Annotated in this window: 27 protein-coding genes and 1 riboswitch; of the genes, 6 read left to right on the top strand and 21 right to left on the bottom strand. The window is 71.7% G+C overall.

The features are described 5' to 3' along the window. Positions 1-17: 17 nt before the first annotated feature. Complete coding sequence (locus ABGB08_RS26120) at positions 18-905, top strand: endonuclease/exonuclease/phosphatase family protein (RefSeq protein ID WP_347594657.1); 888 nt, start codon at positions 18-20, stop codon at positions 903-905. Here the strand turns inward: ABGB08_RS26120 and ABGB08_RS26125 are convergent. Genes ABGB08_RS26125 through ABGB08_RS26140 form a run of 4 tightly spaced genes read right to left on the bottom strand, consistent with a single transcriptional unit; the run spans position 894 to position 4,616 of the window. Further along, positions 894-1,490 (bottom strand): nucleotidyltransferase family protein, encoded by a 597-nt coding sequence (locus tag ABGB08_RS26125; protein ID WP_347594659.1) that lies wholly within the window; start codon positions 1,488-1,490, stop codon positions 894-896. The genes ABGB08_RS26120 and ABGB08_RS26125 overlap by 12 nt on opposite strands. Then, positions 1,483-2,577, bottom strand: coding sequence for an XdhC/CoxI family protein (locus tag ABGB08_RS26130; RefSeq protein WP_347594661.1), 1,095 nt, complete (start codon positions 2,575-2,577; stop codon positions 1,483-1,485). Before ABGB08_RS26130 ends, ABGB08_RS26125 begins: the two co-directional genes overlap by 8 nt. Positions 2,578-2,596: 19 nt before the next feature. After that, the gene (locus tag ABGB08_RS26135) at positions 2,597-3,793 is read right to left on the bottom strand and encodes a VWA domain-containing protein (RefSeq protein ID WP_347594663.1); all 1,197 of its coding nucleotides are present in this window, start codon (positions 3,791-3,793) and stop codon (positions 2,597-2,599) included. Further along, complete coding sequence (locus ABGB08_RS26140) at positions 3,786-4,616, bottom strand: MoxR family ATPase (RefSeq protein WP_155351478.1); 831 nt, start codon at positions 4,614-4,616, stop codon at positions 3,786-3,788. Before ABGB08_RS26140 ends, ABGB08_RS26135 begins: the two co-directional genes overlap by 8 nt. A gap of 94 nt (positions 4,617-4,710) precedes the next feature. On the opposite strand from ABGB08_RS26140, the gene ABGB08_RS26145 reads away from it, so the two are divergent. Genes ABGB08_RS26145 through ABGB08_RS26155 form a run of 3 tightly spaced genes read left to right on the top strand, consistent with a single transcriptional unit; the run spans position 4,711 to position 6,029 of the window. Further along, positions 4,711-5,301, top strand: a complete 591-nt coding sequence (locus tag ABGB08_RS26145) for a metal-dependent phosphohydrolase (protein WP_347594665.1) — start codon at positions 4,711-4,713, stop codon at positions 5,299-5,301. Between the two features lie 27 nt (positions 5,302-5,328). Beyond that, complete coding sequence (locus ABGB08_RS26150; RefSeq protein ID WP_347594667.1) at positions 5,329-5,604, top strand: hypothetical protein; 276 nt, start codon at positions 5,329-5,331, stop codon at positions 5,602-5,604. Further along, on the top strand, positions 5,601-6,029 hold the full coding sequence (locus ABGB08_RS26155; protein WP_347594669.1) for a hypothetical protein: 429 nt from the start codon (positions 5,601-5,603) through the stop codon (positions 6,027-6,029). The genes ABGB08_RS26150 and ABGB08_RS26155 overlap by 4 nt, the downstream gene beginning before the upstream one ends. Before the next feature lie 47 nt (positions 6,030-6,076). On the opposite strand, the gene ABGB08_RS26160 is transcribed toward ABGB08_RS26155, so the two are convergent. The 8 genes from ABGB08_RS26160 to rpe all read right to left on the bottom strand — a co-directional run bounded on the left by ABGB08_RS26160 (position 6,077) and on the right by rpe (position 12,430). Next, positions 6,077-6,523 (bottom strand): PH domain-containing protein, encoded by a 447-nt coding sequence (locus tag ABGB08_RS26160; protein WP_347594671.1) that lies wholly within the window; start codon positions 6,521-6,523, stop codon positions 6,077-6,079. A gap of 62 nt (positions 6,524-6,585) precedes the next feature. Then, positions 6,586-7,056 carry a 6,7-dimethyl-8-ribityllumazine synthase gene (gene ribH, locus ABGB08_RS26165; protein WP_347594673.1) on the bottom strand — a complete coding sequence of 157 codons (471 nt, stop codon included), beginning with the start codon at positions 7,054-7,056 and terminating at the stop codon, positions 6,586-6,588. Further along, positions 7,056-8,267 (bottom strand): bifunctional 3,4-dihydroxy-2-butanone-4-phosphate synthase/GTP cyclohydrolase II, encoded by a 1,212-nt coding sequence (locus tag ABGB08_RS26170; protein ID WP_347594675.1) that lies wholly within the window; start codon positions 8,265-8,267, stop codon positions 7,056-7,058. Before ABGB08_RS26170 ends, ribH begins: the two co-directional genes overlap by 1 nt. After that, positions 8,264-8,917 carry a nicotinamide mononucleotide transporter family protein gene (locus tag ABGB08_RS26175; RefSeq protein ID WP_347594677.1) on the bottom strand — a complete coding sequence of 218 codons (654 nt, stop codon included), beginning with the start codon at positions 8,915-8,917 and terminating at the stop codon, positions 8,264-8,266. Before ABGB08_RS26175 ends, ABGB08_RS26170 begins: the two co-directional genes overlap by 4 nt. Next, complete coding sequence (locus ABGB08_RS26180) at positions 8,914-9,534, bottom strand: riboflavin synthase (protein WP_347594679.1); 621 nt, start codon at positions 9,532-9,534, stop codon at positions 8,914-8,916. The genes ABGB08_RS26175 and ABGB08_RS26180 overlap by 4 nt, the downstream gene beginning before the upstream one ends. Next, positions 9,515-10,609, bottom strand: a complete 1,095-nt coding sequence (gene ribD, locus ABGB08_RS26185) for a bifunctional diaminohydroxyphosphoribosylaminopyrimidine deaminase/5-amino-6-(5-phosphoribosylamino)uracil reductase RibD (RefSeq protein ID WP_347594681.1) — start codon at positions 10,607-10,609, stop codon at positions 9,515-9,517. The genes ABGB08_RS26180 and ribD overlap by 20 nt, the downstream gene beginning before the upstream one ends. Before the next feature lie 123 nt (positions 10,610-10,732). After that, positions 10,733-10,863, bottom strand: a riboswitch (FMN riboswitch). Positions 10,864-10,941: 78 nt separating this feature from the next. Continuing rightward, positions 10,942-11,748, bottom strand: coding sequence for an oxygenase MpaB family protein (locus ABGB08_RS26190; RefSeq protein WP_347594683.1), 807 nt, complete (start codon positions 11,746-11,748; stop codon positions 10,942-10,944). Positions 11,749-11,758: 10 nt separating this feature from the next. Continuing rightward, a complete protein-coding gene (gene rpe / locus ABGB08_RS26195; RefSeq protein WP_347594685.1) occupies positions 11,759-12,430 on the bottom strand; it encodes a ribulose-phosphate 3-epimerase in 672 nt (223 codons plus the stop codon). 71 nt (positions 12,431-12,501) lie between these two features. Between rpe and ABGB08_RS26200 the strand changes: the two genes are divergently transcribed. Continuing rightward, the gene (locus ABGB08_RS26200) at positions 12,502-13,419 is read left to right on the top strand and encodes an ATP-binding cassette domain-containing protein (protein WP_347594687.1); all 918 of its coding nucleotides are present in this window, start codon (positions 12,502-12,504) and stop codon (positions 13,417-13,419) included. After that, positions 13,416-14,216, top strand: a complete 801-nt coding sequence (locus ABGB08_RS26205; protein ID WP_347594689.1) for an ABC transporter permease subunit — start codon at positions 13,416-13,418, stop codon at positions 14,214-14,216. The genes ABGB08_RS26200 and ABGB08_RS26205 overlap by 4 nt, the downstream gene beginning before the upstream one ends. A gap of 78 nt (positions 14,217-14,294) precedes the next feature. Here ABGB08_RS26205 and ABGB08_RS26210 read toward each other — a convergent pair whose 3' ends face one another. The 9 genes from ABGB08_RS26210 to coaBC all read right to left on the bottom strand — a co-directional run bounded on the left by ABGB08_RS26210 (position 14,295) and on the right by coaBC (position 25,735). Continuing rightward, entirely contained in the window at positions 14,295-15,668 is a 1,374-nt protein-coding gene (locus tag ABGB08_RS26210; protein ID WP_347594714.1) for a transcription antitermination factor NusB, read from the bottom strand. Between the two features lie 20 nt (positions 15,669-15,688). Next, the gene (fmt, locus tag ABGB08_RS26215; protein ID WP_347594691.1) at positions 15,689-16,615 is read right to left on the bottom strand and encodes a methionyl-tRNA formyltransferase; all 927 of its coding nucleotides are present in this window, start codon (positions 16,613-16,615) and stop codon (positions 15,689-15,691) included. A gap of 21 nt (positions 16,616-16,636) precedes the next feature. Next, on the bottom strand, positions 16,637-17,185 hold the full coding sequence (def, locus tag ABGB08_RS26220; protein WP_347594693.1) for a peptide deformylase: 549 nt from the start codon (positions 17,183-17,185) through the stop codon (positions 16,637-16,639). Positions 17,186-17,339: 154 nt separating this feature from the next. Continuing rightward, positions 17,340-18,584 carry a hypothetical protein gene (locus ABGB08_RS26225; RefSeq protein WP_347594695.1) on the bottom strand — a complete coding sequence of 415 codons (1,245 nt, stop codon included), beginning with the start codon at positions 18,582-18,584 and terminating at the stop codon, positions 17,340-17,342. Positions 18,585-18,607: 23 nt separating this feature from the next. Then, positions 18,608-20,296, bottom strand: a complete 1,689-nt coding sequence (locus ABGB08_RS26230) for a hypothetical protein (protein ID WP_347594697.1) — start codon at positions 20,294-20,296, stop codon at positions 18,608-18,610. Between the two features lie 74 nt (positions 20,297-20,370). Continuing rightward, positions 20,371-22,485: a primosomal protein N' gene (locus ABGB08_RS26235; RefSeq protein WP_347594716.1), complete on the bottom strand. Its 2,115-nt coding sequence runs from the start codon at positions 22,483-22,485 to the stop codon at positions 20,371-20,373. 208 nt (positions 22,486-22,693) lie between these two features. Beyond that, a complete protein-coding gene (metK, locus tag ABGB08_RS26240) occupies positions 22,694-23,881 on the bottom strand; it encodes a methionine adenosyltransferase (protein WP_347594699.1) in 1,188 nt (395 codons plus the stop codon). A gap of 93 nt (positions 23,882-23,974) precedes the next feature. Then, positions 23,975-24,343 carry a hypothetical protein gene (locus ABGB08_RS26245; RefSeq protein ID WP_155351474.1) on the bottom strand — a complete coding sequence of 123 codons (369 nt, stop codon included), beginning with the start codon at positions 24,341-24,343 and terminating at the stop codon, positions 23,975-23,977. 171 nt (positions 24,344-24,514) lie between these two features. Next, positions 24,515-25,735: a bifunctional phosphopantothenoylcysteine decarboxylase/phosphopantothenate--cysteine ligase CoaBC gene (gene coaBC / locus ABGB08_RS26250; protein WP_347594701.1), complete on the bottom strand. Its 1,221-nt coding sequence runs from the start codon at positions 25,733-25,735 to the stop codon at positions 24,515-24,517. Positions 25,736-25,840: the final 105 nt, after the last annotated feature.

The following is a 25,840-nucleotide window of genomic DNA, read 5'->3' on the forward strand; positions in this document are numbered from 1 at the left end:
AGCCCCAGGGAGTGATCTTGCTCAGACGCGCGGTCATGGTGCTCGCGGCCGTGCTCGCCGCGGTGCTCGCGGGCCATCGGCTGCTGCCCGAACTCGGCGGCTTCACCCCCGTGCTGGAGAGCGTGCTGCCCTGGATCGGCCTGGGCGTCCCGCTGCTCCTGGCCGCCGCGCTGGCCTCCCGCTCCGTCCCCGCCATCGTGGCCACGCTCGTCCCCGCCGTCGTGTGGGGCGTGCTGTTCGGTCCCGGCCTGCTGCGCAGCCCGCCCGGCGGCCCCAGCGACCTGTCGGTGGCCACCCTGAACGTGGGCGTCACCAACAGCCTGTCCGGTACGGCCGTGCGCACGCTCTCCGAAGGACGCGACCTGGTCGCCCTGCAGGAACTGACCCCCGGCGGCCCGGCCGCCAAGGAACTCAACAACCGGTATCCGCACCACTACCAGGTCGGCACGGTCGGCCTGTGGAGCCGCTACCCCCTGGAGGGCGCCCGCAAGGTGGACGTCGGCCTCGGCTGGGCCCGCGCCCTGCGCGCCATCACCAGATCCCCCAAAGGCGAAGTCACCGTCTACGTCATGCACCTCGCCTCCGCCCGCCCCGGCGAAACCGAATTCCGCGACGAGACCCTGGAAGCCGCCGGAAAACTCATCGCCGAAGACGAGAGCAAACGCTTACTCCTCCTGGGCGACCTCAACACCGCCACCACCGACCGCCACCGCGAGGACCTAGTCCCCCCACTCACCGACGCCCAGCAACAAGCCGGCCAGGGCTTCGGCTTCACCTGGCCCGCCAGATTCCCCATCACCCGCCCCGACCACATCCTCTACCGAGGCATGACCGCCACCACCGCCACCGTAGAAGAAGCCGCCGGCAGCGACCACCGCGCCGCCGCGGCCACGCTACGTTTCTAACCGTGCCCGCGCGCTGAGGGCCGCCAAATCGGCCGCCTCGTCGATGTCCGCGGGGTCGCCGACGTCGTCGCAGGGGATCTCGGTCACCAATTCGGGATGGGCGCGCAGGAATGGGCGCGCTCCCGCGTCGCCGTGGAGCGATTCCGCCAGGTCATGTACGTATTCACGGCCAACGATCACCGGATTTCGCGGTTTGCCGTGATATGTCGCCACGGCGATCGCCGCGCCTTTCCGGTGGGCGGTGATCAAGCGTTTGATCGCCTCGGGGCGGATCAGGGGCTGGTCGACCAACGCGATCACCACTGCCTCCGCCGAATCGGGCATCGCCGCGAGGCCGACCCGGAGGGAAGAGGCCATGCCCGTCTCCCAGTCCGGGTTCAGCACGGTCACCGCTCCGCACACCGGCGCGAGCGCCGCCCCCAGGACGACCACGACCGGATGGCATCCCCCGCCGGCCAGCAGCCGTACGCCACGATCGACGAGACGTTCCCCCGCGAACTCGACCAGCGCCTTGGGAGTCCCTAACCGCCGTCCGGCTCCGGCGGCGAGGAGGATCCCGGTGATGGAGCCGTCGTGGTCAGTCACCGTGGATGCGGCCCTCCGTGCCGGTCAGTGGGAGCCCCGAGCCGCCCCAGCGCAACTGGATCAGCTCGGCGGCGATCGAGACCGCGGTCTCCTCGGGGGTGCGCGCCCCCAGGTCCAGCCCGATGGGCGAGCGCAGCCGGGCCAGCTCGTCCGGGGTGAGGCCGGCCTCGCGAAGCCGTACCAGCCGATCCTCATGGGTGCGGCGGGACCCCATCGCGCCCACATACGCGGCGGGAGTGCGCAACGCGACCTCAAGCAGCGGGACGTCGAACTTGGGATCGTGGGTGAGCACGCAGATGACCGTGCGTTCGTCCACATTCGTGGCGGTCAGGTAGTCGTGCGGCCATTTGACCACAACCTCGTCGGCATCCGGGAAACGCTTGCCGGTCGCGAACACCGGGCGGGCGTCGCAGACCACCACGTAGTAACCCAGGAACTTGCCGATCCGCGCCACCGAGGCGGCGAAGTCGATCGCCCCGAACACCAGCATGCGGGGCGAGGGCGCGAACGACTGCACGAACACCTGCAGATCGTCGAGGCGGCGCTCGCCGTGCGCGCCGTACCTGCGGATGCCGGTGAGCCCCTGGGCCAGCATGCCGCGCACGTCGTCGTCGACCGCGTCGTCCAGCCGGGCCGACCCGAGCGTGCCGGAACCGCGATCCGGCCAGATCACCCGGCGGGCGCCCGCCTTGCCGGGACCGGACAGGATGGTCGCCACCGCCACCGGCTGCCGCTTCTCGATCGACGTGGCGATCTCCCCGAGCTCCGGATACTCCGCCCGCGACACCGGCTCCACGAAGATGTCGATGATCCCGCCGCAGGTCAGCCCGACGGAGAAGGCGTCGTCGTCGCTCACGCCGTACCGCTGCAGGACCGGCTGCCCGGCGGCTACCACGTCCTGGGCCAGCTCGTACACCGCGCCTTCGACACAGCCGCCCGACACGCTGCCGACCGCCTCGGCCGCCAGCACCGCCATGGCCGCGCCCGGCGGCCGGGGCGCGCTCCGGAAGGTGCCGACCACCGTGGCCAGGCCGAACCGCTCCCCGGCTTCCCACCATCGCACGATCTGCGAAAGCACATCACGCACGCCGCAACCCTCCCAGCTGTTATTTTGGCCGATCCTCCGGATCGGCGTGCTCGGCCGCCTTCAGCCTGCGTCTTCCCTCGTCGCTCCGGCCGCTTCGCGACCTGCGCTCCTCAGTCCAGACACAGGCGCGGCCGAGCCGGTCCGCCAGCTCCTCGAAAGCAGCCAGACTGTGCCCGGCGACCAGCTCGTCCACATACGGCAGCGCGGCTCGCATACCTGCCGTCAACGGCTGATACCCCGGATCCCCTTTATGAGGATTAACCCACACGACCCGGTGTGCCATCCGCGCCAGCCGCGCCATCTGCGCCGCCAGCAGCCCCGGATCCCCACGCTCCCAGCCATCGGAGGCGATCACCACGATCGCCCCGCGCGCGTCGGCGAGCCTGAGCAGCTCCCGGAGCTCCTCCCCCAGCCGGGTCCCGCCGCTCCAGTCCGGAATCGCCTTCGACACCGCGTCCATGGCCACGGCCGGATCCCGATGCCGCAGCTCGGCGGTGATCCTGGTCAGCCGCGTCCCCACGCTGAACACCTCGGTCGCCCGCGGCTCGGACCGCACCAGCGCGTGCGCGAACCGCAGCAGCGAATCCGCGTAGGCGGCCATCGACCCGCTGACGTCGGCCACCATGACCACCCGCCGCGGCTTCAGCCGCCGATCCCGGTAGTACAGCCTGGACTGCTCTCCGCCGCTCCTGATCGCGTGCCGCGTCGTCCTGCGCGCGTCCAGGATGCCGCCATGGGACGGCACCAGCCGCCGTGACCTGCGCTGCTCCCTGGCCGTCCGGAGCAGCGCGAGCATGCGGTGCACCTCGTCGCGCTCGGCGGCGGTCATCCGGGCGATGTCGCGATTACGCAGCACCTCGACCGCGCTGGCCGTTGCGGGCAGCACGTTCGGCTCCCCTTCCGCGGCGCCCGCGTCGCCCGAGGGGGTAGCGGTGAACCGGGTCACGGTCACCGTCAGCTGGGATCGGGCCGGGCCTGCCCGTACCCCCGCGAAGTACGCGGCGAAGCAGCGGTCATACCTGGGCAGATCATCAGGCCCCGCGCACAACGTCAGCCGCCCCGCCCAGTAGACGTCACTCTCCCGCGCCGAATCGAGGTGTTCAAGCGCACTCAGGAAGTTCCGCGTCCGCTCGTGATCGGCTCCGACCCCCGCCGCCCGCAGGGTCCGCGCGAACCCCACCAGCACCGACACCAGCCGGGCTCGCGGCTCAACCATCACGCAAAAGCCCATTTTTCACGACGAACTGCTGATCCTCCCGATATTTCAGGACCGCGCCGAGCGTGGCGGCGGCGAGATCGGGATTGAGATCGGTCGCCCCCAGAGTAAGCATCGCCTCCGCCCAGTCCAGGGTCTCCGCGATCCCCGGCGGCTTGACCAGATCGGCCTCCCGCAGCCGGGCGGCGGCGTGCGCGACCTGCCCCGCCAGCGTCTCCGTGCAGGCCGGCAGGCGGCGCAGCAGGATCGCCACCTCCCGATCGAACCCCGGATGCTCCAGCCAGTGATACAGGCACCGCCGCTTCAGCGCGTCGTGCACCTCCCGCGTCCGGTTCGAGGTCACCACCACCACCGGCGGCGCGGCGGCCGCGATCGTCCCCAGCTCCGGAATCGAGATCGTGAAATCCGACAGGACCTCCAGCAGGAACGCCTCGAACTCGTCGTCCGCCCGGTCCACCTCGTCCACCAGCAGCACCGCGGGCTGCACCTCCAGCGCCCGCAGCAACGGCCGCGCGATCAGGAACCGCCGGTCGTAGATCTCCCCTTCGAGCGCCCTGACATCCCCCGCGCCCACCGCCTCGGCCGCCTTCAGATGCAGCAACTGCCGGGCGAAATCCCAGTCGTACAGCGCCTGCGCCGCGTCCAGCCCCTCATAACACTGCAACCGGATCAACGGCGCGTCCAGCACCGCGGACAACGTCTTGGCCAGTTCCGTCTTCCCGACCCCCGCCTCCCCCTCCAGGAACAGCGGCCGCCCCATCTTCAACGCCAGAAACGCCGCCGTCCCCAGCCCCTCATCGGCGAGGTAATCCTGCTCCCCCATCCGCCGCACCAGCGCCGCCGGAGAATCGATATCAGCCGCCCTGCCCGCTCGCTCCCACACGCCCTCAGGCTACGCCACCGGCTAACTTTTTCCCGTGGACAATCCGCTTGGCCTCCCCGGCTCCCCCACCGCCACCGCCCTGCTCGCCGAACTGGAAGCCCGGTGGTCGGAACCCCACCGCCGCTACCACACCCGCGCCCACCTGCACGCCGTCCTCACCGCGATCGACACCCTCGCCGCCCACGCCGACGACCTCCTCGCCGTACGGCTGGCCGCCTGGTTCCACGACGCCGTCTACGACGGCCGCCCCGGCCACGACGAGGAACGCAGCGCCCAACTGGCCCACACCCGCCTCACCGCCTGCGGCTACCCCGCCGCCGCGGAGGTCGCCCGCCTGGTCCGCGTCACCGCCACCCACACCCCCAATGACCGCGACGCCGCCGTCCTGTGCGACGCCGACCTCTCCATCCTGGGCGCGCCCCCCGCCACGTACGACCACTACAGCCACGCGATCCGCCAGGAATACCACCACGTGCCCATCAACCTCTTCAAAACCGGCAGAACCGAGGTCCTCACCCGTCTTCTTGCCAAAGATCCCCTATTCCATACTCCGACCGCCCAATCCCTCTGGACCGAACAAGCGACGAAAAATCTCGCGCGTGAACTGGCATTCCTGAGGATCTGAAGATCCGGTCATGAGTATGATCTGGGTATGAGCGAGAAGAAGACGCGGATCACCATCACCGTGGATCCACACCTGGCCTCCTACGCCGAGCAACTCGTCGAAGCCGGGAAGGCGGCCTCGGTGTCCGCCGCGTTCAACGACGCCCTGGCCGAGCACGCCCACCGCAGCCGGCGGGCCCGGCGCTGGTGGCAGACCAAGGCGGCCGCGGCCGCAGCCGATCCCGCCACCGCCGCACGAGTGGCCAGGACCCGCGCCCACATCGACGAGCAACTGCGCGCCTTCCAGGAGCGCGGGCAGCGTTGACCGACTTCACACCTGTCCCCCTGATCCTGGACTCGACCGTGCTGCACGAACTCGCGCGCGGCGAGATCGGCACGATCAGCCTCATCCAGGGCTACGACGCCGACGGCCAGCCGATGGTGGTCTCCGCTCTGGCGATCACGCGGGCGCTGGTGGACACCCACACCGAAGAGGCCGCCGACGCCATGCACGGGCTGACCTCGCTGGAGTACGTGACCGTCGCGCCACTGCGGGACACCGAGCAAGCCGAACTCCTGGCCGAGGTCGTGGTGACCACAGGGCTGGAGGTGTACGAGGCCCACACGGCCGCGATCGCGGACATCTCGGTCTGCCCCATCCTGACCATGGACGCCACCCGGTGGGTTGACGCCTCAACCCATCTGGACGAACCCCTTCACATCATCGAGATCAGAGATCCCGAGGGCTAGACCCCATCCTCAGACCGTGACCGCGGCGCAGTCGTCTTCCCGGTGTCTCAGTCTTCGGGGGCCTCGCCTTTGGCCTTGAGGAGGAGGCGGAGCTCGGCCACCGCCTGGGCGGCGCGGATCTTTTCGGAGCCCTGGATGCCCATCGCGCCGATCACCGTGCCGTCGGCGAGGTCGAGGCGGGGCCAAGGGTCGGCGTCGATGAGGGTGACGTCGAGGACCTCGGCCCATTCGTAGCGGTGGGTGCGCAGCACGTTGACGACCGTGAGGCCGTCTTCCGCCGCGACCACCCGGATTCGGCCGATCAAGTGCAGGACCCAGGCGATCGCGGCGAAGAAGGCGACCATGCCGATCCGGTCGGGGGCCTTGAACTGTTCCGGGAGGACGACCGCCAGGATCAGGGAGCCCGCGACCATGAGCGCCGCCAAGCCGTACGCGACGTAACGGGAGCGGTGGGGACGCCAGGTGAGAGGGAGGGTGGGCAGGGGTTCGGGCACGATTGAGGGTCACCAGGTGAGTCGGGGCGGGACCACAGAACCGTACTGCACGGGTGCGGAGGTCAGGGGGTCAGGGCGCGGAGGAGGACGGCGGTTTCGAGGGCGGCGACGGTGGCTTCGTAGCCTTTGTCCTCGTGGCTGCCGGGGAGGCCGGATCTGTCGATGGCCTGGTGCAGGCTGTCGCAGGTGAGGACGCCGTTGCCGATGGGGGTGGATTCGTCCAGGGCGATCCGGGTCAGGCCGGCGGTGACCGAGTCGCAGACGTAGTCGAAGTGGGCGGTCTTCCCGCGGATCACGGCGCCGAGGGCGACGACGGCGTCGTGGCGGCGGGCCAGGGCCTGGGCGATGACGGGGATCTCCAGGGTGCCGGCCACCCGGACCACCACGGGGGTGGCGCCGCAGTCCTTGGCGGCCTCGACGGCGCGGGCGACCAGCTGGTCGGTGATCTTCTCGTGCCAGCGGGCGGCGACGATGCCGACGGTCAGGCCGTCCGCCTCGACGGGGGTCGGCTCGGGGCGTCCTACTCCACTCATCACTTGTCTCCAGGAATGTCGTGGCCCAGGCGGTCGCGCTTGGCCGCCAGGTAGTTCTGGTTGTACGGGTTGACCGCCACCGGCATCGGCTCCCGGCCCAGCACCTTGATGCCGTAGCCGTCCATGCCGCGCAGTTTGGCGGGATTGTTGGTGAGCAGCCGGACCGACTTCACGCCCAGGTCGCCGAGGATCTGCCCGGCGTTGGAGAACTCGCGCGCGTCGACGGGCAGGCCCAGTTCCAGGTTGGCGTCGACGGTGTCGCTGCCGTTGTCCTGCAGGCTGTAGGCGCGGAGCTTGGCGACCAGGCCGATGCCCCGGCCCTCGTGGCCGCGCAGGTAGACGATCACGCCGCGGCCCTCGGCGGCGATGGCGCTCATCGCGTGGTCGAGCTGCACGCCGCAGTCGCAGCGCAGCGAGCCGAGCACGTCGCCGGTGAGGCATTCGGAGTGGGCCCGGACCAGGACGTTCTCCTCCAGGCCCTCGCCGAGGACCAGGGCCAGGTGCTCGCCGCCGTCCAGGGCGCTGGTGTAGCCGTACGCGCGCCAGGTGCCGTACCGGTTGGGGATGGACGTCTCGGCGACCCGGGTGACCATGCGCTCGGTGCGGCGGCGGTGCTCGATGAGCTGCTCGATGGAGACCAGGGCGAGGTCGTGCTCGTCGGCGAACTCGCGCAGCTGGGGCAGCCGGGCCATGGTGCCGTCGTCGTTGACGACCTCGGCGAGGGCGCCGGCGGGGGTGAGCCCGGCCAGGCGGGCCAGGTCCACGGCCGCCTCGGTGTGGCCGGGGCGGGCCAGGACGCCGCCCTCGCGATACCGCAGCGGGAAGATGTGCCCGGGCCGGACGAGCTCGTAGGGTTCGGTGGCGGAGTCGCAGAGGGTGCGGATCGTGCGGGCCCGGTCGGCGGCGGAGATGCCGGTGCTGACGCCGTCCCTGGCGTCCACGCTGATCGTGTACGCGGTGCGCAGGCGTTCCCGGTTGTCCTGCACCATCAGCGGCAGCCTGAGCCGGTCCAGGTCGGGCCCCGGCACGGCCACGCAGATCACCCCGCTGCTGTGCCGGATGGTGAAGGCCAGCAGCTCCGGCGTGGCCTTGGAGCCGGCGAAGATGAGGTCGCCCTCGTTCTCCCTGTCCTCGTTGTCGACGACCACGACCGGCTTGCCGTCGCGGATGTCCGCGATCGCGCGTTCGATCGGATCCAGCCTGATGGTCATACCGCCACCACTACTTCCCTTGACCGGTATTGCTTGAGCCAGTTCACGAACCCGACGAGGACCAGCAGGAAGAAGATCCCGTACACGGTTCCGGAGACGACGAGGCCGGAGCGGAAGGCCAGCGGCACGCCGACCAGGTCCACCGCGACCCAGATGAGCCAGAAGTCCACCAGCGCGCGGCCCTGCGCCCAGGTGGCGACGGCGCTGCCGACGAAGATGTACGCGTCGGCGGCGACCAGGAAGTAGCCCTCGGGCAGCGGCGCGTGCGCGCCCCAGGACAGCCCGGTCGTGAAGAACAGCACGCCCACCGCGGCGGTGCCGGCGACCATCGCGACGATCATGGCGGCCCGCTCGGGGCCGGTGGCGGGGCGCACGGCCAGCTCCTGGCCGTCCCGGGTGCCCTGGCTCCAGCGGATCCAGCCGTAGATCGCGAGCGCGCCGAACATGACCTGCTTGAGGGCGTTGCCGGTGATGTGCGCGTTGACGGAGGCGACCAGCAGTAACACCGATGCGGTGAGCTGGACCGGCCAGGTCCAGATCGACCGCCGGATGGCCAGCAGGACGGCGGCCAGCGCGGCCACGTTGCCGATCAGGTCGGTCCACAGCACCCGGGTGCCCAGCAGGTCGAAACCCGCTTCGGCCCAGTTCATGACCGGGTCACCAGCTTCTCGACGTACTTGGCGATGATGTCGACCTCCAGGTTGACCGGGTCGCCCGGCTGCTTGTGACCGAGCGTGGTGAGGCCGAGCGTGGTCGGGATGAGGCTGACGGCGAAGCTCATCTCGTTAACGCTCTTCTCGTTAACGCTCTGCTCGTCGACGGCGGTGACGGTGAGGCTGACCCCGTCGACGGTGATGGAGCCCTTCTCGACCACGTAGCGGTTCAGGTCCTTGGGCAGGGAGAGCCGGACGATCTCCCAGTGCTCGGCGGGTTCGCGGGTGAGGATGACGCCGGTGCCGTCCACGTGGCCCTGCACGATGTGGCCGCCCATCCGCTGGTCGGCGCGGACCGCGCGTTCCAGGTTGACCCGGGAGCCCCGCTGGAGCACGCCCAGGCAGGAGCGGTTCAGGGTCTCCTTCATGACGTCGGCGGTGAACACCTCGCCGTCCACGTCCACCACGGTCAGGCAGACGCCGTTGACGGCGATCGACTCTCCGTGCCGCGCGCCGACGGTGACGATCTTGCCGTGTACGGCCAGGCGGGCGGCGTCGTGCAGGTGCCCGACGTGCACGACCTCACCGAGTTCCTCAACGATTCCGGTGAACATCTGTCTCCTTCGGGGGTGCCGGCCGGGCGATGAAGCGAAGGTCCGGCCCAATAGGGGAAATTTCGTGAAATATCAGGCGATGGGTGTCGGTAATGGTGGTGACTCCGGCCGGTCCGAGGGCCGCCGCCCCCGAGCCCAGCAGGGCCGGGGCCAGGTAGCCGACCACCTGGTCGACCAGCCCGGCCCGCAGGAACGACCCCGCCACCACCGGCCCGCCCTCCACCAGCAGGCTCACCACCTGCCTGCGGTAGAGCTCGGCCAGCAGGCCGTCGAGATCGATCCCGTCCGGGGTCCGGGCCAGCCGGACCACGTCGGCGTGGGCCACCTCGGTTCCCTCCGCCACCGCGATCAACGTCGGCGCGGCCGAGTCCAATACCCGGGCGCCCGGCGGCGTCCGCCCCTCGCTGTCCAGAACCACCCGGAGCGGCGGTCTCCCCCGCGGCGGCCGCACGGTGAGCTGGGGATCGTCCGCCAGCACCGTGCCGATCCCGGCCAGGATCGCGTCCTGCTCGCCCCGCAGCCGGTGCACGTCGGCCCGCGCCTCCGCCGAGGTGATCCACTTGCTGGTGCCGTCCTCGGCCGCCGACCGCCCGTCCAGCGTCGCCGCGAACTTCCACGTCACGTACGGCCTGCGCCGCCGCACGAAGGTCAGCCAGGCCGCGTTGCCCGCTTCGGCCGCCTCGGTCAGCACCCCGGTGTCCACCCGGATCCCCTGCCGCCGGAGCCGCTCGGCGCCCCCCGAGGCCACCGGATTGGGATCATCCACGGCGATGACCACCCGGGCCACGCCCGCCTCGATCAGGGCGAGGCTGCACGGCCCGGTCCGCCCGGTGTGGTCGCAGGGTTCGAGTGTCACGTACGCGGTGCCGCCCCTGGCCCGCTCGCCGGCCGCGCGCAGCGCGTTCACCTCGGCGTGGGGGCCGCCGGCGTACTCATGGAATCCCTCGCCGGCCGGCTCGCCGTCCGCGTCGAGGATCACGCACCCGACCACGGGATTCGGGCTGGTCGTCCCCAGCCCGCGCGAAGCGAGCGCGACGGCACGCCGCATGTGCGCGATGTCCGGCTGATCGGCCACCCCGGTCCTCTCCTCACCTGTGTCACCAGGCGGGCCCCGGGGGTGGCGACGGGTGCACAAACCGGTGCACTCCATCAGCGGACAGCGGACCTCCCCGGAATCGGGGGACGCCCAACCGCCCGCCAGCGCGCTGCCTCCCATCCGGACTTTCACCGTCGGTCCTGGAGTTTCACCAGGTCAACCGGCCGAAGGCTTCGGCCGGGTCGCGGACTGTAACCGCCGGTTCGGAATTACACCGACCCCGGAGCACGCTTTGCTCGCTTTCAGTGTGCCATGTCACCGCGAATCGCGGCGACCCATCCATCTGGTGGGACAAGCAAGCGCTTGTTATCCTATGCCGTCATCGCGCGGGCGCGGCGGGCGGCCTGGCTGTAGCGGAGGTGGGCGGGGACGACGCGCAGGCTCTGGTGGAGGGTTTTCAGGGTCATCGTCGCCCAGAGGTCCTCGAAGGGCGTGGCCGGAACACCGTACAGGCGGCGGGCCCAGCGCGGAAGGGTGGCGAAGGACAGGAGCACGACCAGGGGGAACGCGGGCTTGAGCGGGGTGAGCCTGCGGGGAAGCGGGGCGTTGATGGACATGCGGAGGGGGTGGGTGGCCTCGGGGACGAGGTAGAGGCGGGGGCGTTCGGATTCGATGTAGTCGCGCATCTCGGCGACGCTGCCCGGGACGTCCCGCGGGCGGAGGCCGACCAGCTTGGCGGCCTGGCGCCACTCGGCGACGAACCGGTCGGCGTCGGCGTCGCTCAGGGGGACGCCGGCGCGGCGGGCGACCGAGAGGTAGGAGTCGACTTCGCCGACGTGCACCCAGCGCAGGGCGTCCGGGTCGTCCAGGTGGAACTCCTCGCCGGTGTCCGGGTCGACGGCGGTCAGGGTGCGGTGGATGCGCCGCACCCGGCTCGCGGCCTTCTCGACCTCGGCGCGGGTGCCGTAGGTGCGCACGCGGACGAACTCGGTCGTGCGCGTGAAACGGGACCAGGCCTCCGCGGGGTTCAGGAGGTCGGAGTTCTGCTGGACGCCGCGCATGGCGCGCGGGTGCAGGCCCTGCATGAGCATGGCGCGGAAGCCGCCCACCAGCAGGATCGGCTCCCCCATGACCCGCCAGGTCACCGACCCGGGGCCGAAGATACCGTGGTCCTTCACACGTTAATGCTTACCCCAAGCGCGGATGTGCCAACGCCAGCGCGCGCAGGTCCCGCACGGCCTGGGCCGGATCGTCGGCCGCGTAGACCGCGTTGCCCGCCACGAACACGTCCGCCCCGGCGGCGGCGCAGCGTTCGATCGTCTCGGCCGAGACGCCGCCGTCGACCTGCAGCCAGATCTCCCCGCCGTGCTTCTCGATCAGCGCCCGGGTCCGGGTGATCTTCGGCAGCACCACGTCCAGGAACCGCTGCCCCCCGAACCCCGGCTCCACGGTCATCAGCAGCAGCATGTCGATCTCGGGCAGCAGATCCTCGTACGCCTCGATCGAGGTGGCCGGATTGAGCGCGAACCCCGACCTGGCCCCGGCCGCCCGGATCGCCCGCAACGTCCGCACCGGCGCCTTGGCGGCCTCGGCGTGCACGGTCACGCTCCCGGCCCCGGCCTCCGCGTAGCCGGGCGCCCACCGGTCCGGATCCTCGATCATGAGATGGCAGTCGACCGGAATCGGGGTGGCCCGCAGCAGCGCCTCCACCACCGGCAGCCCCAGTGTGAGATTCGGCACGAAATGGTTGTCCATGACGTCCACGTGCAGCCAGTCGGCCACCCCTTCGACCCGCGCCGCCTCGTCGGCGAGACGGGCGAAGTCGGCGGACAGGATGCTGGGCGAGATCTGTACGGCCATGACCGGCAATTCTACGGCGAGACCCGCGGGCTTTACCGATTGCCGGGTGCCCGCGTCCTAGCCTCGACATCATGATCCAGGCACAGGGCCTCACCAAGGTCTACGGCGCGAAGACGGCGGTCGATCACATCGACTTCGAGGTCATGCCGGGTGCGGTCACGGGTTTCCTCGGCCCGAACGGCGCGGGAAAGTCCACCACGATGCGGATGATCCTCGGACTGGACCACCCGACGGCCGGGCGGGTGACTGTGAACGGGCGGCGTTACCGGGAGCTGCCCGCGCCGCTGCGCGAGGTGGGCGCGCTGCTGGAGGCCAAGTCCGTGCACGGGGGGCGCACGGCGTACAACCATCTGCGCTGCCTGGCGAAGGCGAACGGGATCGCCCGGCGGCGGGTGGCCGAGACGCTGGATCTGGTCGGGCTGACCGAGGTGGCGGGCAAGCGGGCGGGCGGGTTCTCGCTCGGCATGGCGCAGCGGCTGGGCATCGCGGCCGCGCTGCTCGGCGACCCCGGCGTGCTGCTGTTCGACGAGCCGGTCAACGGCCTGGACCCGGAGGGCATCCGGTGGATCAGGCAGCTGATGCGGAGCCTGGCCGCCGAGGGCCGGACGGTGTTCGTCTCCAGCCACCTGATGGCGGAGATGGCGCTGACCGCCGAGCGGCTGCTGGTCATCGGCAAGGGCCGGATCCTGGCCGACACCACGATGAGCGCCTTCATCGCCGCCAACGCCTCCAGCCACGTCCGGGTCCGCTCCCCCGACCTGCTCGCCCTGGCCTCGCTGCTCACCGCGCGCGGCTGCCGCACCGCCCCGGCCGAGCGCGGCTGCCTGCTCGTGTACGGCGTGAGCCCCGCCCAGATCGGCGACCTCGCCTACGCGGCCCGGCTCCGCCTGCACGAGCTCTCGGTGGTCCAGCCGTCCCTGGAGGACGCGTTCATGCGCCTGACCGCCGACAGCGTCGAGTTCCACGCGCACGCCAGGGACGCGGCGTGAGCCGCGGGTCGCGCCGCCGCGCCACCTTCGCCCAGGCCCTGGCCGCGGAATGGCTGAAGTTCTTCACGGTCAGGTCCACGTTCTGGGGCCTGCTGGCCACCGTGATCGTCACGGTCGGCCTGTCCGCGCTGCTCGCGCTCGCGTTCGTGGTCTCCCTCGACCAGCTGCCCGCCGCCCGCCGCGCCGCCTTCGACCCGGGCGCGTACGGCCTGGCCGGGCTGAACTTCGGCGTCATCACACTGGGCGTGCTCGGCGTGCTGACCATGTCGGGCGAGTACTCCACCGGCTCGATCAAGTCCACGCTGGCGGCGGTGCCGCGCCGGGGCCGGCTGCTGGCGGCCAAGCTGGTCGTGCTGGCGGTGGTCAGCCTGATCACCGGCCTGCTCGTGTCGTTCGCGTCGTTCTTCGCCTCGCAGGCGGTGTTCGCGACCAGGGGCCTGGCCGCCACCCTCGGCCAGCCGGGCCTGCTGCGCGCGGTGCTCGGCGGCGGCCTCTACCTGGCGCTGGTCGCCCTGTTCTCGCTGGGCTTGGCGACCATCGTGCGGCACACCGCCGGGGCGATCACGGCCGTGCTGGGCGTGCTGTTCGTGCTGCCGATCTTCGGCGCGTTCCTGCCCGGCGAGTGGGGCGCGACGACGCAGAAGTTCCTCCCGTCCACGGCGGGCGCGGCGATCATGAACGCGGCGGAGACGTCCGGCTCGCTCGCCCCGTGGACGGGATTCGGGGTGTTCGCCGGATACACCGCGATCATCCTGGCCATCGCGCTCGGGGCGTTCCGGCGGCGGGACGCCAATTAACCAGAAACCCGTCCCATAGACAGCCGCATAGCCGCCGACCAGGCGATTCACCGCTGCGGCTGTCCAGATCACGACTTTCTAATTAAAACGTTTCCTGAGCAGGGCCAGGAACATCGCGTCGGTGCCGTGCCGGTGCGGCCAGAACTGGGCGTACGGGCCGTCGCCGAGGCCGGGGACCTCCGGCAGGAACTCCCGGGCGTCCAGCGTGTCCACCCGGCCGGCCACGTCGGCGATCACGGCTCTGGTCTCGGCCAGGTGGGGCGAGCAGGTGATGTAGGCGACGATGCCGCCGGGCCGTACCGCGTCCAGGGCGGAGTCGAGCAGGCGGCGCTGCAGGCGGGTGAGCTCCGGCATGCCGCTGGGGTCGCGCCGCCAGCGCGCCTCCGGGCGGCGGCGCAGCGCCCCGAGCCCGGTGCACGGCGCGTCCAGCAGCACCCGGTCGAACGCGCCGGGCCGCCAGGCGGGCGCCAGGCCGTCCGCGACCACGACCTTGGCCTCCTTGGTGGTCCGCCACACCATCCTGGCCCGGTGTTCCTGCAGGTCGGCGGCGAGCACCCGGGCGCCGGTCTGGACGGCGACGGCGTCAAGGAGCCCGGCCTTGCCGCCGGGGCCCGCGCACATGTCCAGCCAGAGGCCGTCCCGGTCCAGGGGCACCCGGGTGAGCGCGAGCGCCACCAGCTGGCTGGCCTCGTCCTGCACCGCCGCGCGGGCCTCCCCGACGGCGGCCAGCGAACCCGGATCGCCCTCGGTCATATACGCGCCGTACGGCGAGTACGCGGCCGGTTCCGCGCCCGCCGCGACCAGCTCGTCGATGGTCGCCCGGCCGGGGCGGGCCACCAGGGCCACCCGGGGACGCTCGTTGTCGGCCGCCAGCAGCGCGGCCGTCTCGGCGAAGTCGCCGCCGACCGCGTCCCGCAGCGCGGCCACGATCCAGGCCGGATGGCTGTGCACGATCGACAGGTGGCCGATCGGGTCCTTGTCCGCCGGTGGGGCGACGATCTCCAGCCAGTCCGGCAGGGAGCGCCCGGCGACCTTGCGGAGCACGGCGTTGGCGAACCGGGACGGGCCCTCGCCGACGCGCAGCCTGACCAGGTCGATGGTGGCGCTGACCGCGGCGTGCGCCGGGATGCGGGTCTTGAGCAGCTGGTGCGCGCCCAGCCTGATCGCGTCCAGCAGCGGCGGATCCACGTCCTCCGGGGCCCGGTCGCTGCACGCGGCCACGATCTCGTCGTAGGTGCCCAGCCCGCGCAGCGTGCCGTAGGCCAGCTCGGTCGCCAGCGCGGCGTCCCGGCCGGTGATGCCGCGCTGCCGGAGCATGACCGGCATCAGCAGGTTCGCGTACGCGTCCCGCTCGTCGACCGCGCGCATCAGGTCGTAGGCGGCGTTGCGCGCCGCATCCCTGACCGGCTTGGAAGGCTTCTTCCCGCCTCGCCGGTTGGCGCCCTGGCTCATTCCGGCCCGGTTTCCCGTCACTAGTCCAGCCGATCCTGGTCTGTTATGCGGACGCCGCGCGCCCAGTCTCCCGCCAGCATCTGGCGCTTCCCTTGTGGCCGCACCTCGCCGAGCTCGACCGGGTGGCTGCCCGTGCCGGCGAGGACGCTGTTCTTGCTCACCCGGAGCTCGCCCGGCTCCAGCTTCTCGGCGTCCGGCCGGAGCCGGACCGGGCCGAGCTTGACGCGCTGGCCGCGGAACTCGGTCCACGCGCCGGGGTTGGGGTCGCAGGCCCGGACCAGCCGGTCCACCCGCATGGCGGGGGCCGCCCAGTCCACCCGCGCCACCTCCACGGTGATCTTCGGGGCCAGGCTGACGCCGTCGGACGGCTGCGGGCGGGCCTCCAGCGTGCCGTCCTCGACGCCGTCCAGCGTGGCGGCCAGCAGGCCCGCGCCGGACTCGGCCAGCCGCCCGAGCAGCTCGCCGCTCGTGTCCGCAGGCCGGATCACCTCGGTGACCACGCCGAACACCGGACCGGCGTCCAGCTCGCGGACGATCCGGAAGGTGGCCGCGCCGGTGATCTCGTCGCCGTGCAGGATCGCGTGCTGCACGGGGGCCGCGCCGCGCCAGGCGGGCAGCAGCGAGAAGTGCAGGTTGATCCAGCCGTGCTGGGGAATGTCCAGGGCCGCCTGCGGCAGCAGCGCGCCGTACGCGACGACCGGGCAGCAGTCCGGGGCGATCTGGCGCAGCCGGTCCAGGAACGCGGGGTCGCCCGCCTTCTCCGGCCGCAGCACCTCGATGCCCGACTCCGCGGCCAGCGCGGCGACCGGGCTGGGCCGCACCTTGCGCCCCCGGCCCGCCTCGGCGTCCGGCCGGGTGACCACGGCGACGACCTCGTGCCGGGACGCCAGCAGCGCCCGCAGCGACGGCAGCGCGGTCTCGGGCGTGCCCGCGAAGACCAGCCTCAACTCAGTCCTTCCTGGATCACGCTAGATGGCCCGGCCCTGTGTGGCGTGCGGCGACACCTTGACGACCGGGGCCGACATGCCGCTCCACTCCGCCTCGCGGATCGCCTTCATGGCGAGTTTGCGCTGCTTGACGTCCATGCGGTCGATGAACAGCACCCCGTTGAGGTGGTCGGTCTCGTGCTGGAGGCAGCGGGCCATCAGCTCGGAGCCCTCGATCGTGACAGGCTCACCGTACATGTTGAAGCCCTTGGCCACCGCCCGGATCGCCCGCGGCGTCGGGAAGGTCAGGCCGGGGAAGGACAGGCAGCCCTCCTCGCCCTCCTCGTCCAGGTCGGCCGACAGGTCCAGGTCCGGGTTGATCAGGTGGCCCAGCTCGTCGTCGATGTAGTAGGTGAACACGCGCAGGCCGACCCCGATCTGGGGCGCCGCCAAGCCCGCGCCCGGCGCGTCCATCATGGTGTCGGTGAGGTCTTTGACAAGCTTGCGCAGTTCCTTGTCGAAGTCTGTCACCGGATCCGCGGGCGTGCGCAGGACGGGGTCGCCGAACAGGCGGATCGGCTGAATGGCCACCAGCGGGCTCCTCATCACCTAGGGATCACTCAGAGGGTTATTCAAAAGATCGCCCCTTACGACGTCCCCTGCACGCTGGCGCAACCCCGTCGAACTGCGCCGGGCTCCTTTTGAATAACCCTCTCAGTTTACGGGTCCCGCGGAGGCGGCCTGGTCAGTGCGCGCGGGAGCGGGCCTTCATCGCGGTCTTGCGCGCGGCCTTGGCCACGACCACGTCCGGATGGTGCTTGCCGAGCAGCTCCAGCACGGCCAGCGTGTCGGGGTGGTCGGCGGCGCCCATCTCGGGGACCAGGCTCAGTAAGTCCTCCCCGAGGATGTCCAGCTTGGCCGGCGAGTCCACCCGGGGTTTCAGGTAGAGTAACGCGGCCAGCGTGTCCACCGCCACCCAGGCGCCGTCGCCGCCGCCCAGCGCCGGGGCCTCCAGGTCCCTTACGCCCAGCCAGGCCGCCGCGTACCGCCACATCATGGGCTCGTCCAGGGCTTCCCGGACGGCGGAGGCGGCCTCGGGGCCGAGCTCCTCCAGGATGGTCCCGGCGGTGCCGCGCTGGGCGGCGTTGCCGGAGGCGGCGATCTTGATCAGGTCGCGGGCGGCCTCCTCGGGGACGCGCCGTTCCAGCCAGAGCGTGGCCGCGCTGGCCGAGGCGCGGCCCGCCAGCAAGGCGTCCACCAGCTCGCCGGCGCTGAGCTCGGCCAGGCCCGCGACCTCGCGGAGCGACGGCGCGTCGTGGCCCTCGCGGAGCAGGTCCCGCCGGACCGCCCAGACGCCCGGCGGGGTGAGCCGGACCAGGTCCCCGGCGATCTCGATGAGCCCGCAGTAGCGCAGCAGCTCCATCGCCTCGGCCAGCTCGGCGGGCAGGGACAGGCGCAGCCGCCGCAGCTCGGCCGGGCGGGCCTCGCAGCCGACCTCGTGCGCCTGCAGGATGCCGGAGGCCAGGGCGGCGAACGCCATGCCGTCGCGGACCGAGTACATGGTGGCCAGGATCTCGGTCAGGTGCTCGTCGATCACCGCGGAGCCGGTCAGGCCGGCGCCGGTCTGGGCGTCGGTACGGTCCAGCACGTCCATGACCACGCCGTCCCAGAACTCCATCGGGTCGGTGAAGCCGGGGCCCGGCCGCGCGCCCTCCCGGGTGATCTCGATCAGGCGGCCGTTCACCGCCACGATCCAGAGCAGTGCGAGCCGCCGGGGCGGCAGGCCGAGCGCCTCGACGGCCGCGGCGGCGTCGCCGGAGGAGAGCAGGTTCTCCCCGGTGACCGCGCGGACGCCGGTCCAGGTGGCGAGCCGGTGGGCGTCGCGCACCAGGGGCACCGCGAGCACGATGGCCGCAAGCTCGTCGTCGAGCGCCAGCTCGACCGGCGGGAATGTGAGCACGTCGCTGTCGAGGATCCCAGAACCAGGCATCTCTGCAACTTACTCCACAGGAGTTACCTGATGCCCCGCGAACGAGCCTTGAAGGCGGCCTTCCTCGCCGCTTTCGCCGCCATGTCGTCAGGCAGCGTCTGGCCGAGCAGCTCGAGCACCGCCACCAGATCCGGGTGCTCCACCCGCCACAGATCCTCGATCACCTCGGGCGGCGGTCCGGACGCGCCCATGTTCTCGGCGAAGCGCTCCGGGTCGGCCTCGGCGGCCGGCAGGGCCAGCGCGAGCATGTCCACGGTGAACCACAACATCTCGGCCTCGGTCAGCGGCGGCGCGTCCAGGCCGCGGGAGGACAGCCAGTGGATCGCGTGCGGGCGCAACTCCGGGTCGGCGAGCCGGTCACGGACCGAGGGTTCGGCGGCGTGGCCGAGCCGGTCCACGATCGTCACCGCGACGCCGCGCACCTGGGCGGGCGCGCCGGCGACGGCGGCCAGCAGCTCGGCGGCGGCGCCGGCGGGACTGCGGGCCGACAGCCAGCGGTCCACGTCGCGTTCGGTGACGTCGTCGGGGGACCAGTCGTGCAGCAGCCCGGAGATCAGCGATCCGGCGTCCCCGGCGGCCAGGTCGGCGGCGACCGGGGCGTCCAGGCCGAGCTCGTCATACATCTCGCGCAGGCCCCACTGGCCGTGCTCGGTGAGCGTGAGGCCGCCGGGGGTCAGCCGCACGGTGCCCGCGTAGGACAGGGCCGCCAGCGCGGCGGGCAGGTCCTCGACCAGGCCGCCGTCGCCGACCTCGCGCAGGTAGTCGCCGACCTGGTCGAACGGGACCGGCTCCTGCAGCCGGTAGAGCAGGTCGTGGAGGGAGTAGATGGCGTCGTCGACCAAGGTCTCGCCGGTGACCTCGCGGCCCTCCTCGCCGAGGAACTCGACGGTGCCGACCCACAGGTCCAGCACGTCCTCCTGGGCTCTGGCGTGCAGCGGGCGGAAGCCCGGCTCCTTGACCACGGTGGTGCCCGCCAGGTCGGCCAGGCCGAGTTCCAGGGCCAGCCGCCAGGCTAGCGCGGGCCTGGCCACGCCCAGCTCCTGGGTGATCAACCGGGCGTCCTTCACCCGCAGCGCCTTGCGGACGGTGGTGGTGCGGTTCTGGTCGGCCAGCCAGGCGGCGACCGTGTGCGCGTCGCGGAGCAGCGGCACCTCGCGGACGGCGGCGGCGATCTCGGCGGCCGGAGCCAGCCGGACGGGCGGGAGGGGGGCGCAGCCGGGGCAGTCGCACTCCTCGTCCAGGGTGGCCGTGTCCCTGACCACCTCGGCGGTCGCGCCCTGCACGGGCAGCGGGTCGCCGAGTTCCAGGGAGTCGGCGCCGATGGCGCTGAAGATGCTCTTGGCCATGCCGAACTTGCTGGTGTCGGCCAGGGCGGCGGGCATCTCGGGGCCGATGCGGTCGAGGGTGGCGCGCATCCGGGCGGCCGCCTTGGTGGCGATCTCGCCGGTCTCGACCAGGAACTCGATCAGCGTCCTGGCGGCGGCCACGGTCTCGGGGGCGGTCTCCGGCGGGGCGATCACCTTCCGCGGGTAGATCTCCAGCAGGAGTTCTTCGAACGTGCCGGGCCGGAAATCGCCTAGCTCGTGCACCTCCAGGTAGTCGCTGGCGTAGTCACACAGCAACCGCACTTCGTCGACGTCGACCTCGACGCCCTTCTCGTTGCCCCACACGCGGAGACCGTCGATGGCCCGGTTCACCCATTCGATCGACACAGGGAGACGCTAACGGGTTACTGACCGCATCGCGAATCGGCGCGAACCTCCTGTGCGGGGTGTGACGGGTGGGTTCAGATCAGGTCGAGGGGGTCGATCTGGACCCGTACCAGGTCGGCCTTGCGTGCCGAGCGCACGCCTTCGGCGCCCTTGAGCACGCGGGCGAGCTCGGCGCCGCCCGCGCGGGGGACGCGGATCATGGCACGTTCCTGCTCGGCTTCGACCGGGACCGGGCCGAGCACGTCGGCGCGCGCGGGCAGGGGCAGCGCGGCGAGCATCTCGCGGACGGCCGCGGGGGCGCCGGTGAGCGTGGCCATCCGGGTGGCCGGGGGGAAGCCCAGTTCGGTGCGGTCGCCCAGCTCACGTTCGGCGTGGGTGACCGGGTCCCAGCGCAGCAGGGCCTGGACGGCCGGGATTCCGGCGTCGGCCAGGACGACCACCTCGGCCCCTGGCCGTACCAGGGCGGCGGCGTTGAGCCAGCGGCGCAGGGTCTCCTCCGCGGAGCGCAGGTCGGGGCGGCCGAGCAGCGCCCAGCCGTCCAGCAGCACGGCCGCCGCGTATCCGCCGTCGGGCACGGGCTCGGCGCCGGGGGTGGCCACCACCAGGGCGGGGGCGGAGCCGACCGTGGCTTGCACGCCGTCCCGGCCCGAGGTGGTCACCCGGACCGAGGCGAAGGCCCGGCCGAGCTCCTCGGCGGTGCGGCGGGAGCCGACCACGCTGGCCCGGACCCGGACGCCGCCGCAGGCCGGGCAGCGCCACTCCCCCGCGATCCGGCCGCACCAGCGGCAGTACGGCATCGCGTGCCCCCCGCGCAGCGCCAGCGGCCCCGAGCAGGGACCCGACGGGGTGTCCGCGGCGCACCGGGCGGGCGCCCGGCAGTGCTGGCAGGCCAGCGACGGCAGGTAGCCCCGGCGCGGAACCTGGACGAGCACCGGGCCGTGCTCGAGACCCTGCTTGAGCGCCCGCCAGGCCAGGCTCGGCAGCCGGGCGGCGCGGGCGGCCTGGTCCCTGGCCAGCTCGGCGTCGTCGCCCGCCGGGCGCACCCGGGGCGCTCGCGCGCGGACGCCGTCCCGGTCGGCGACCAGGGGTTTGGCCCAGCCGGTGGCGATGAGCTGCGCGGCCTCGGCGGTCATCGCGTACCCCCCGATCAGCATGCCCGCCTCGGCCTGGTGCGCGCGCAGCGCGAGCACCTCCCTGGCGTGCGGGTACGGCGCGAGCCGCTCGGCGTGCAGATCGTCCCCGTCGTCCCAGAGCACGGCCAGGCCCAGGTCGCGCACCGGCGCGAACGCCACCGCCCGGGTGCCGATGACGGCGCGCGCCTGGCCACGCAGCACCCGCAGCCAGCGCCGGTAGCGCTCGGCCGGGCCCAGGTCGGCGGTGAGCGCGACATGCTCGCCGGTGGTCCCGTCGGAGGTGCCGCGTTTGCGCGCGGGCGAGGCCACATTCTTGCCGCCGGCGGCGCCCTTGCCGTCGGAGGCGGCCCGTCCGCGGGTCGCGCCGGTGAGCGCCCGGTCGAGCAACGCCACATCCTTGCCGTCGGGCAGCACGACCAGCGCGCCGCGTCCACCCGCCAGCGTCGCCCGCATCGCCTCGGCCACGGCGGCGGGCCACGACGGGCCTTCATCGTCGGTGCCGGGCACCGCGCACCAGACGGCCCGAGGCGTGCGCCCTTCGCGCAACGCGGTGAGGAACGATCCGCCGATCGGGTAGGGCGCCCACGCCTTCCCGGCGGGCGGCTCGCCCGCGTCGGCCCGGAGGCTGGACGGCTCGCCCGCATCGGCCTGGGGGCTTGGCTCCTCTGCCTCGACCTTGGCGTGGCGCGGTGGGATCGCGAGCCGCAGTACATCCGACATCGTCCCGGCGTAACGGTCGGCGACCGCCCGGGCGAGGGCGGCGATCTCCGGGGTCAGCACCGGCTCGGGCGAGACCACCCGGTCGAGGAACAACAACGTGCCCTCGTGCTCGCTTTCCGCGGCCCGCTCCAGCAGGAAGCCGTCGGTGAGTTTCCCGGCGAAACGCACGCGCACCCGGCAGCCGGGCACCGCGTCCTCGTGCATCGACGCGGGGACGAGGTAGTCGAACGGCCGGTCCAGGTGCGGCAGCGGCGAATCCACCAGAATCCGGGCGACCGGATCTTGCTCCGCCTGGTCGGGCGCACCTTTCGCGGGAGTCTTGCGCTTGCCGGGCAGCGCGATCAGCGCCTCCTGCGCGACCCCCCGAGGCTCACTCACGCCCCCCGTCCAATCAATGAGAAACCCGTCCCATAGCCGGCCGCATGGCCGCCGACCAGGCGGCTCACCGCCGCGGCCGTCCAGATCACGCCTTTCTCATTGAACCAGAACACGAAGACGGCGCCCAACTCGCGCCGGACGCCGTCTGCTCATGTACGGAATGGGGTTACAAACCGGCGGCCTGGCGCAGTGCGTCGGCGCGGTCGGTCGACTCCCAGGAGACGCCCTCCCGGCCGAAGTGGCCGTACGCGGCGGTCTCGGAGTAGATCGGGCGGAGCAGGTCGAGGTCGCGGATGATCGCGGCGGGCCGGAGGTCGAAGACCTGGATCACGGCGTCCTGGATCTTGTCCACGTCGACCTTCTCGGTGCCGAAGGTCTCCACGAAGACGCCGACCGGCTGGGCCTTGCCGATCGCGTACGCCACCTGGACCTCGGCGCGGTCGGCCAGGCCGGCGGCGACGATGTTCTTGGCCACCCAGCGCATCGCGTAGGCCGCGGAGCGGTCCACCTTGGACGGGTCCTTGCCGGAGAAGGCGCCGCCGCCGTGCCGGGCCATGCCGCCGTAGGTGTCCACGATGATCTTGCGTCCGGTCAGGCCGGCGTCGCCCATCGGGCCGCCGATCTCGAACCGGCCGGTCGGGTTGACCAGCAGGCGGTAACCCTCGACGTCCAGCTCCAGGTCGGCCAGGATCGGCTCGACCACGTGCTCGCGGATGTCCGGGGTCAGCATCTCCTTGAGGTCGATCTCCGGGGCGTGCTGGGTGGAGACCACGACCGTGTCGAGGCGGATCGGGCGGTCGCCGTCATACTCGATGGTGACCTGGGTCTTGCCGTCGGGGCGCAGGTAGGGCACGGTGCCGTTCTTGCGGACCTCGGACAGGCGCTTGGCCATCCGGTGCGCGAGCGTGATCGGCAGCGGCATCAGCTCGGGGGTCTCGCGGCAGGCGTAGCCGAACATCAGGCCCTGGTCGCCGGCGCCCTGGCGGTCCAGCTCGTCGGCCGTCTCGCCCTCGCGCGCCTCGTACGCGTCGTCGACGCCCTGGGCGATGTCAGGCGACTGCGCGCCGATGGACACCGAGACGCCGCAGGAGGCGCCGTCGAAGCCCTTGTGCGAGGCGTCGTATCCGATTTCCAGGATCTTCTCGCGGATGACGCCGGGAATGTCGACATAGGTCTCGGTCGTCACCTCGCCCGCGACGTGAACCTGACCGGTAGTGATCATCGTCTCGACGGCGACGCGGCTCTTCGGATCGTCCTTGAGCATGGCGTCGAGAATCGCGTCACTGATCTGGTCGGCGATCTTGTCGGGGTGGCCCTCGGTTACCGACTCGGAGGTGAACAGGCGACGGGACAACTCGTGGCTCCTATATGCAGCGGCTGCTGGCGTCTAAAATAGCTTCGCCGAGTGTAGCCCTACCGAGCTTGGCGTCGCGAAACTGTCTCAAATCTACAAGTCGGGAAGGGGATCGCGCGGAAGATCTCCGGGCGCGAACGCTTCCGCGTCCGCCGCGCCGACAACCGCGACATATTCCTCGTCTACTTCGAACACCATCCCGCCGAACTCGATCGTGGGCCCGCCCGCGAATTCGATCGGTCCCAGTCTGGTACGGCGCGGGTGGACCGCCCACACCGACGCGGGCTCCGAGCGGTCGAACATCTTGGTCGCCAGGACGGTGATGGACCGGTCGGTGACGACGATCAGGAAGCCCGCCACGCCCGGGGCGCTCATCGACTGCGCCGGGAAGACGTAACGGAGATCTTCGCCGACAGGAAGCAAAGCCCGGCAGCGCGCTCGGATAGCGGCGGTCACCGGCATGGCTATCGCTCCTTCGCGTGCCCTCGTGCTTGTCGCTTGCCCGGGGTCGGCCTGGAAGCGCCTGGCGGCGGTGTCCGCCCTGGCGAATCCAGCGGTCGCACGTTGGCCTGTCCGGTGCCGATGGGCGTCCGGACTGGGGCCTAATCCCTGTTTGTCCCGGCGGGGCGGTCGTTACACCAGGCGTCCGGCTACCAGATCCCACACTATGCCCGCGAGATCCTCTTTTGGCCCACGCGGGATCTCAACCGGGTCACCGTCGGCGGCCAGCACGACGGCGGCGTTGTCCGGCGTGCCGAACGCCAGGTTCTCCCCCACCTGGTTGACGACCAGCAGGTCACAGCCCTTCCTGGCGAGCTTCGCCCGCCCGTTGGCGAGCACGTCGTCGGTCTCGGCCGCGAACCCGACGATCACTTCCGGGTACGGCCGGCCTTGCTCCCGCCGCTTCCTCCGGGTCTCCCCCAGCTCCGCAAGAATGTCCGGATTTTTCGTGAGATGGATGGGCTCTGGTTCGCCGGGCGTCTTCTTGATCTTCGTGGCCTGCTGCCGTACCGGCCGGAAATCGGCCACCGCCGCCGCCATCACGACCACGTCCGCGCCCTCCGCGGCCGCCAGCACGGCTTCCCGCAACTGGATCGCCGACTCGACGTGGACCACGCGCGCTCCGGCCGGATCGGGCAGCCCCACGTTGGCCGCCACGAGCGTGACCTCGGCCCCCCGGGCCAGCGCCGTCCGGGCCAGCGCGTACCCCTGCAGCCCCGACGACCGGTTCCCGATGAACCGCACCGGATCGATGGCCTCCCGCGTCCCCCCGGCGGACACCACCACCCGCCGCCCCGCGAGATCAGCCGTAGTCCCCTTCAAGACATCCCGACAAATCCGAAATATCTCCTCAGGATCCGGCAGCCGCCCCTTACCGGTATCCACCCCGGTCAGCCGCCCCACAGCGGGCTCGACCACAATCGCCCCCCGCTCCCGCAGGGTCGCCACATTGGCCTGAGTCGCCGGATGCTCCCACATCTCGGTATGCATCGCCGGCGCGAAAACCACCGGACACCGAGCCGTCAGCAACGTATTCGTCAGCAGATCATTGGCCAGCCCATGCGCGGCCCGCGCCATCAAATCCGCCGTGGCGGGCGCCACCACCACAAGATCAGCACTCTTCCCGATCCGAACATGCGGCACCTCTTCCACCGCATCCCAGACCTCAGCACTAACCGCCTTCCCCGAAAGCGCCGCCCACGTCGCCTCCCCCACAAACTTCAAAGCATCCCGAGTCGGCACCACCCGAACGTCATGCCCCGACTCCGTAAACAGCCGCAACAACTCACAAGCCTTGTACGCGGCGATCCCCCCACCAACCCCCAGAACGACACGAGGTTTCACCCCACCCACCCGCCCTTTGGGTCGCCCACGCTCAGCCCCACCCGCTGCACATTACCCGGCACCCGCACATGGGATTCGCTCGACCTGGCACGGGGGGGGCCCCCCCCCCCCCCC

The organism is Acrocarpospora sp. B8E8 (assembly GCF_039871605.1).
Lineage (GTDB): Bacteria > Actinomycetota > Actinomycetes > Streptosporangiales > Streptosporangiaceae > Acrocarpospora > Acrocarpospora macrocephala.

Excerpts from the sequence above, each read along its gene's own strand:
- ribH (WP_347594673.1), bottom strand. The coding sequence starts at position 7,056 with ATGAGTGGAGTAGGACGCCCCGAGCCGACCCCCGTCGAGGCGGACGGC.
- ABGB08_RS26225 (WP_347594695.1), bottom strand. The coding sequence starts at position 18,584 with ATGCCTGGTTCTGGGATCCTCGACAGCGACGTGCTCACATTCCCGCCG.
- ABGB08_RS26135 (WP_347594663.1), bottom strand. The coding sequence starts at position 3,793 with ATGGTTGAGCCGCGAGCCCGGCTGGTGTCGGTGCTGGTGGGGTTCGCG.
- ABGB08_RS26140 (WP_155351478.1), bottom strand. The coding sequence starts at position 4,616 with ATGGGGGAGCAGGATTACCTCGCCGATGAGGGGCTGGGGACGGCGGCG.
- rpe (WP_347594685.1), bottom strand. The coding sequence starts at position 12,430 with ATGGCCGTACAGATCTCGCCCAGCATCCTGTCCGCCGACTTCGCCCGT.
- ABGB08_RS26245 (WP_155351474.1), bottom strand. The coding sequence starts at position 24,343 with ATGCCGGTGACCGCCGCTATCCGAGCGCGCTGCCGGGCTTTGCTTCCT.
- ABGB08_RS26210 (WP_347594714.1), bottom strand. The coding sequence starts at position 15,668 with ATGAGCCAGGGCGCCAACCGGCGAGGCGGGAAGAAGCCTTCCAAGCCG.
- ABGB08_RS26200 (WP_347594687.1), top strand. The coding sequence starts at position 12,502 with ATGATCCAGGCACAGGGCCTCACCAAGGTCTACGGCGCGAAGACGGCG.
- ABGB08_RS26175 (WP_347594677.1), bottom strand. The coding sequence starts at position 8,917 with ATGAACTGGGCCGAAGCGGGTTTCGACCTGCTGGGCACCCGGGTGCTG.
- ABGB08_RS26150 (WP_347594667.1), top strand. The coding sequence starts at position 5,329 with ATGAGCGAGAAGAAGACGCGGATCACCATCACCGTGGATCCACACCTG.
- ABGB08_RS26170 (WP_347594675.1), bottom strand. The coding sequence starts at position 8,267 with ATGACCATCAGGCTGGATCCGATCGAACGCGCGATCGCGGACATCCGC.
- ABGB08_RS26180 (WP_347594679.1), bottom strand. The coding sequence starts at position 9,534 with ATGTTCACCGGAATCGTTGAGGAACTCGGTGAGGTCGTGCACGTCGGG.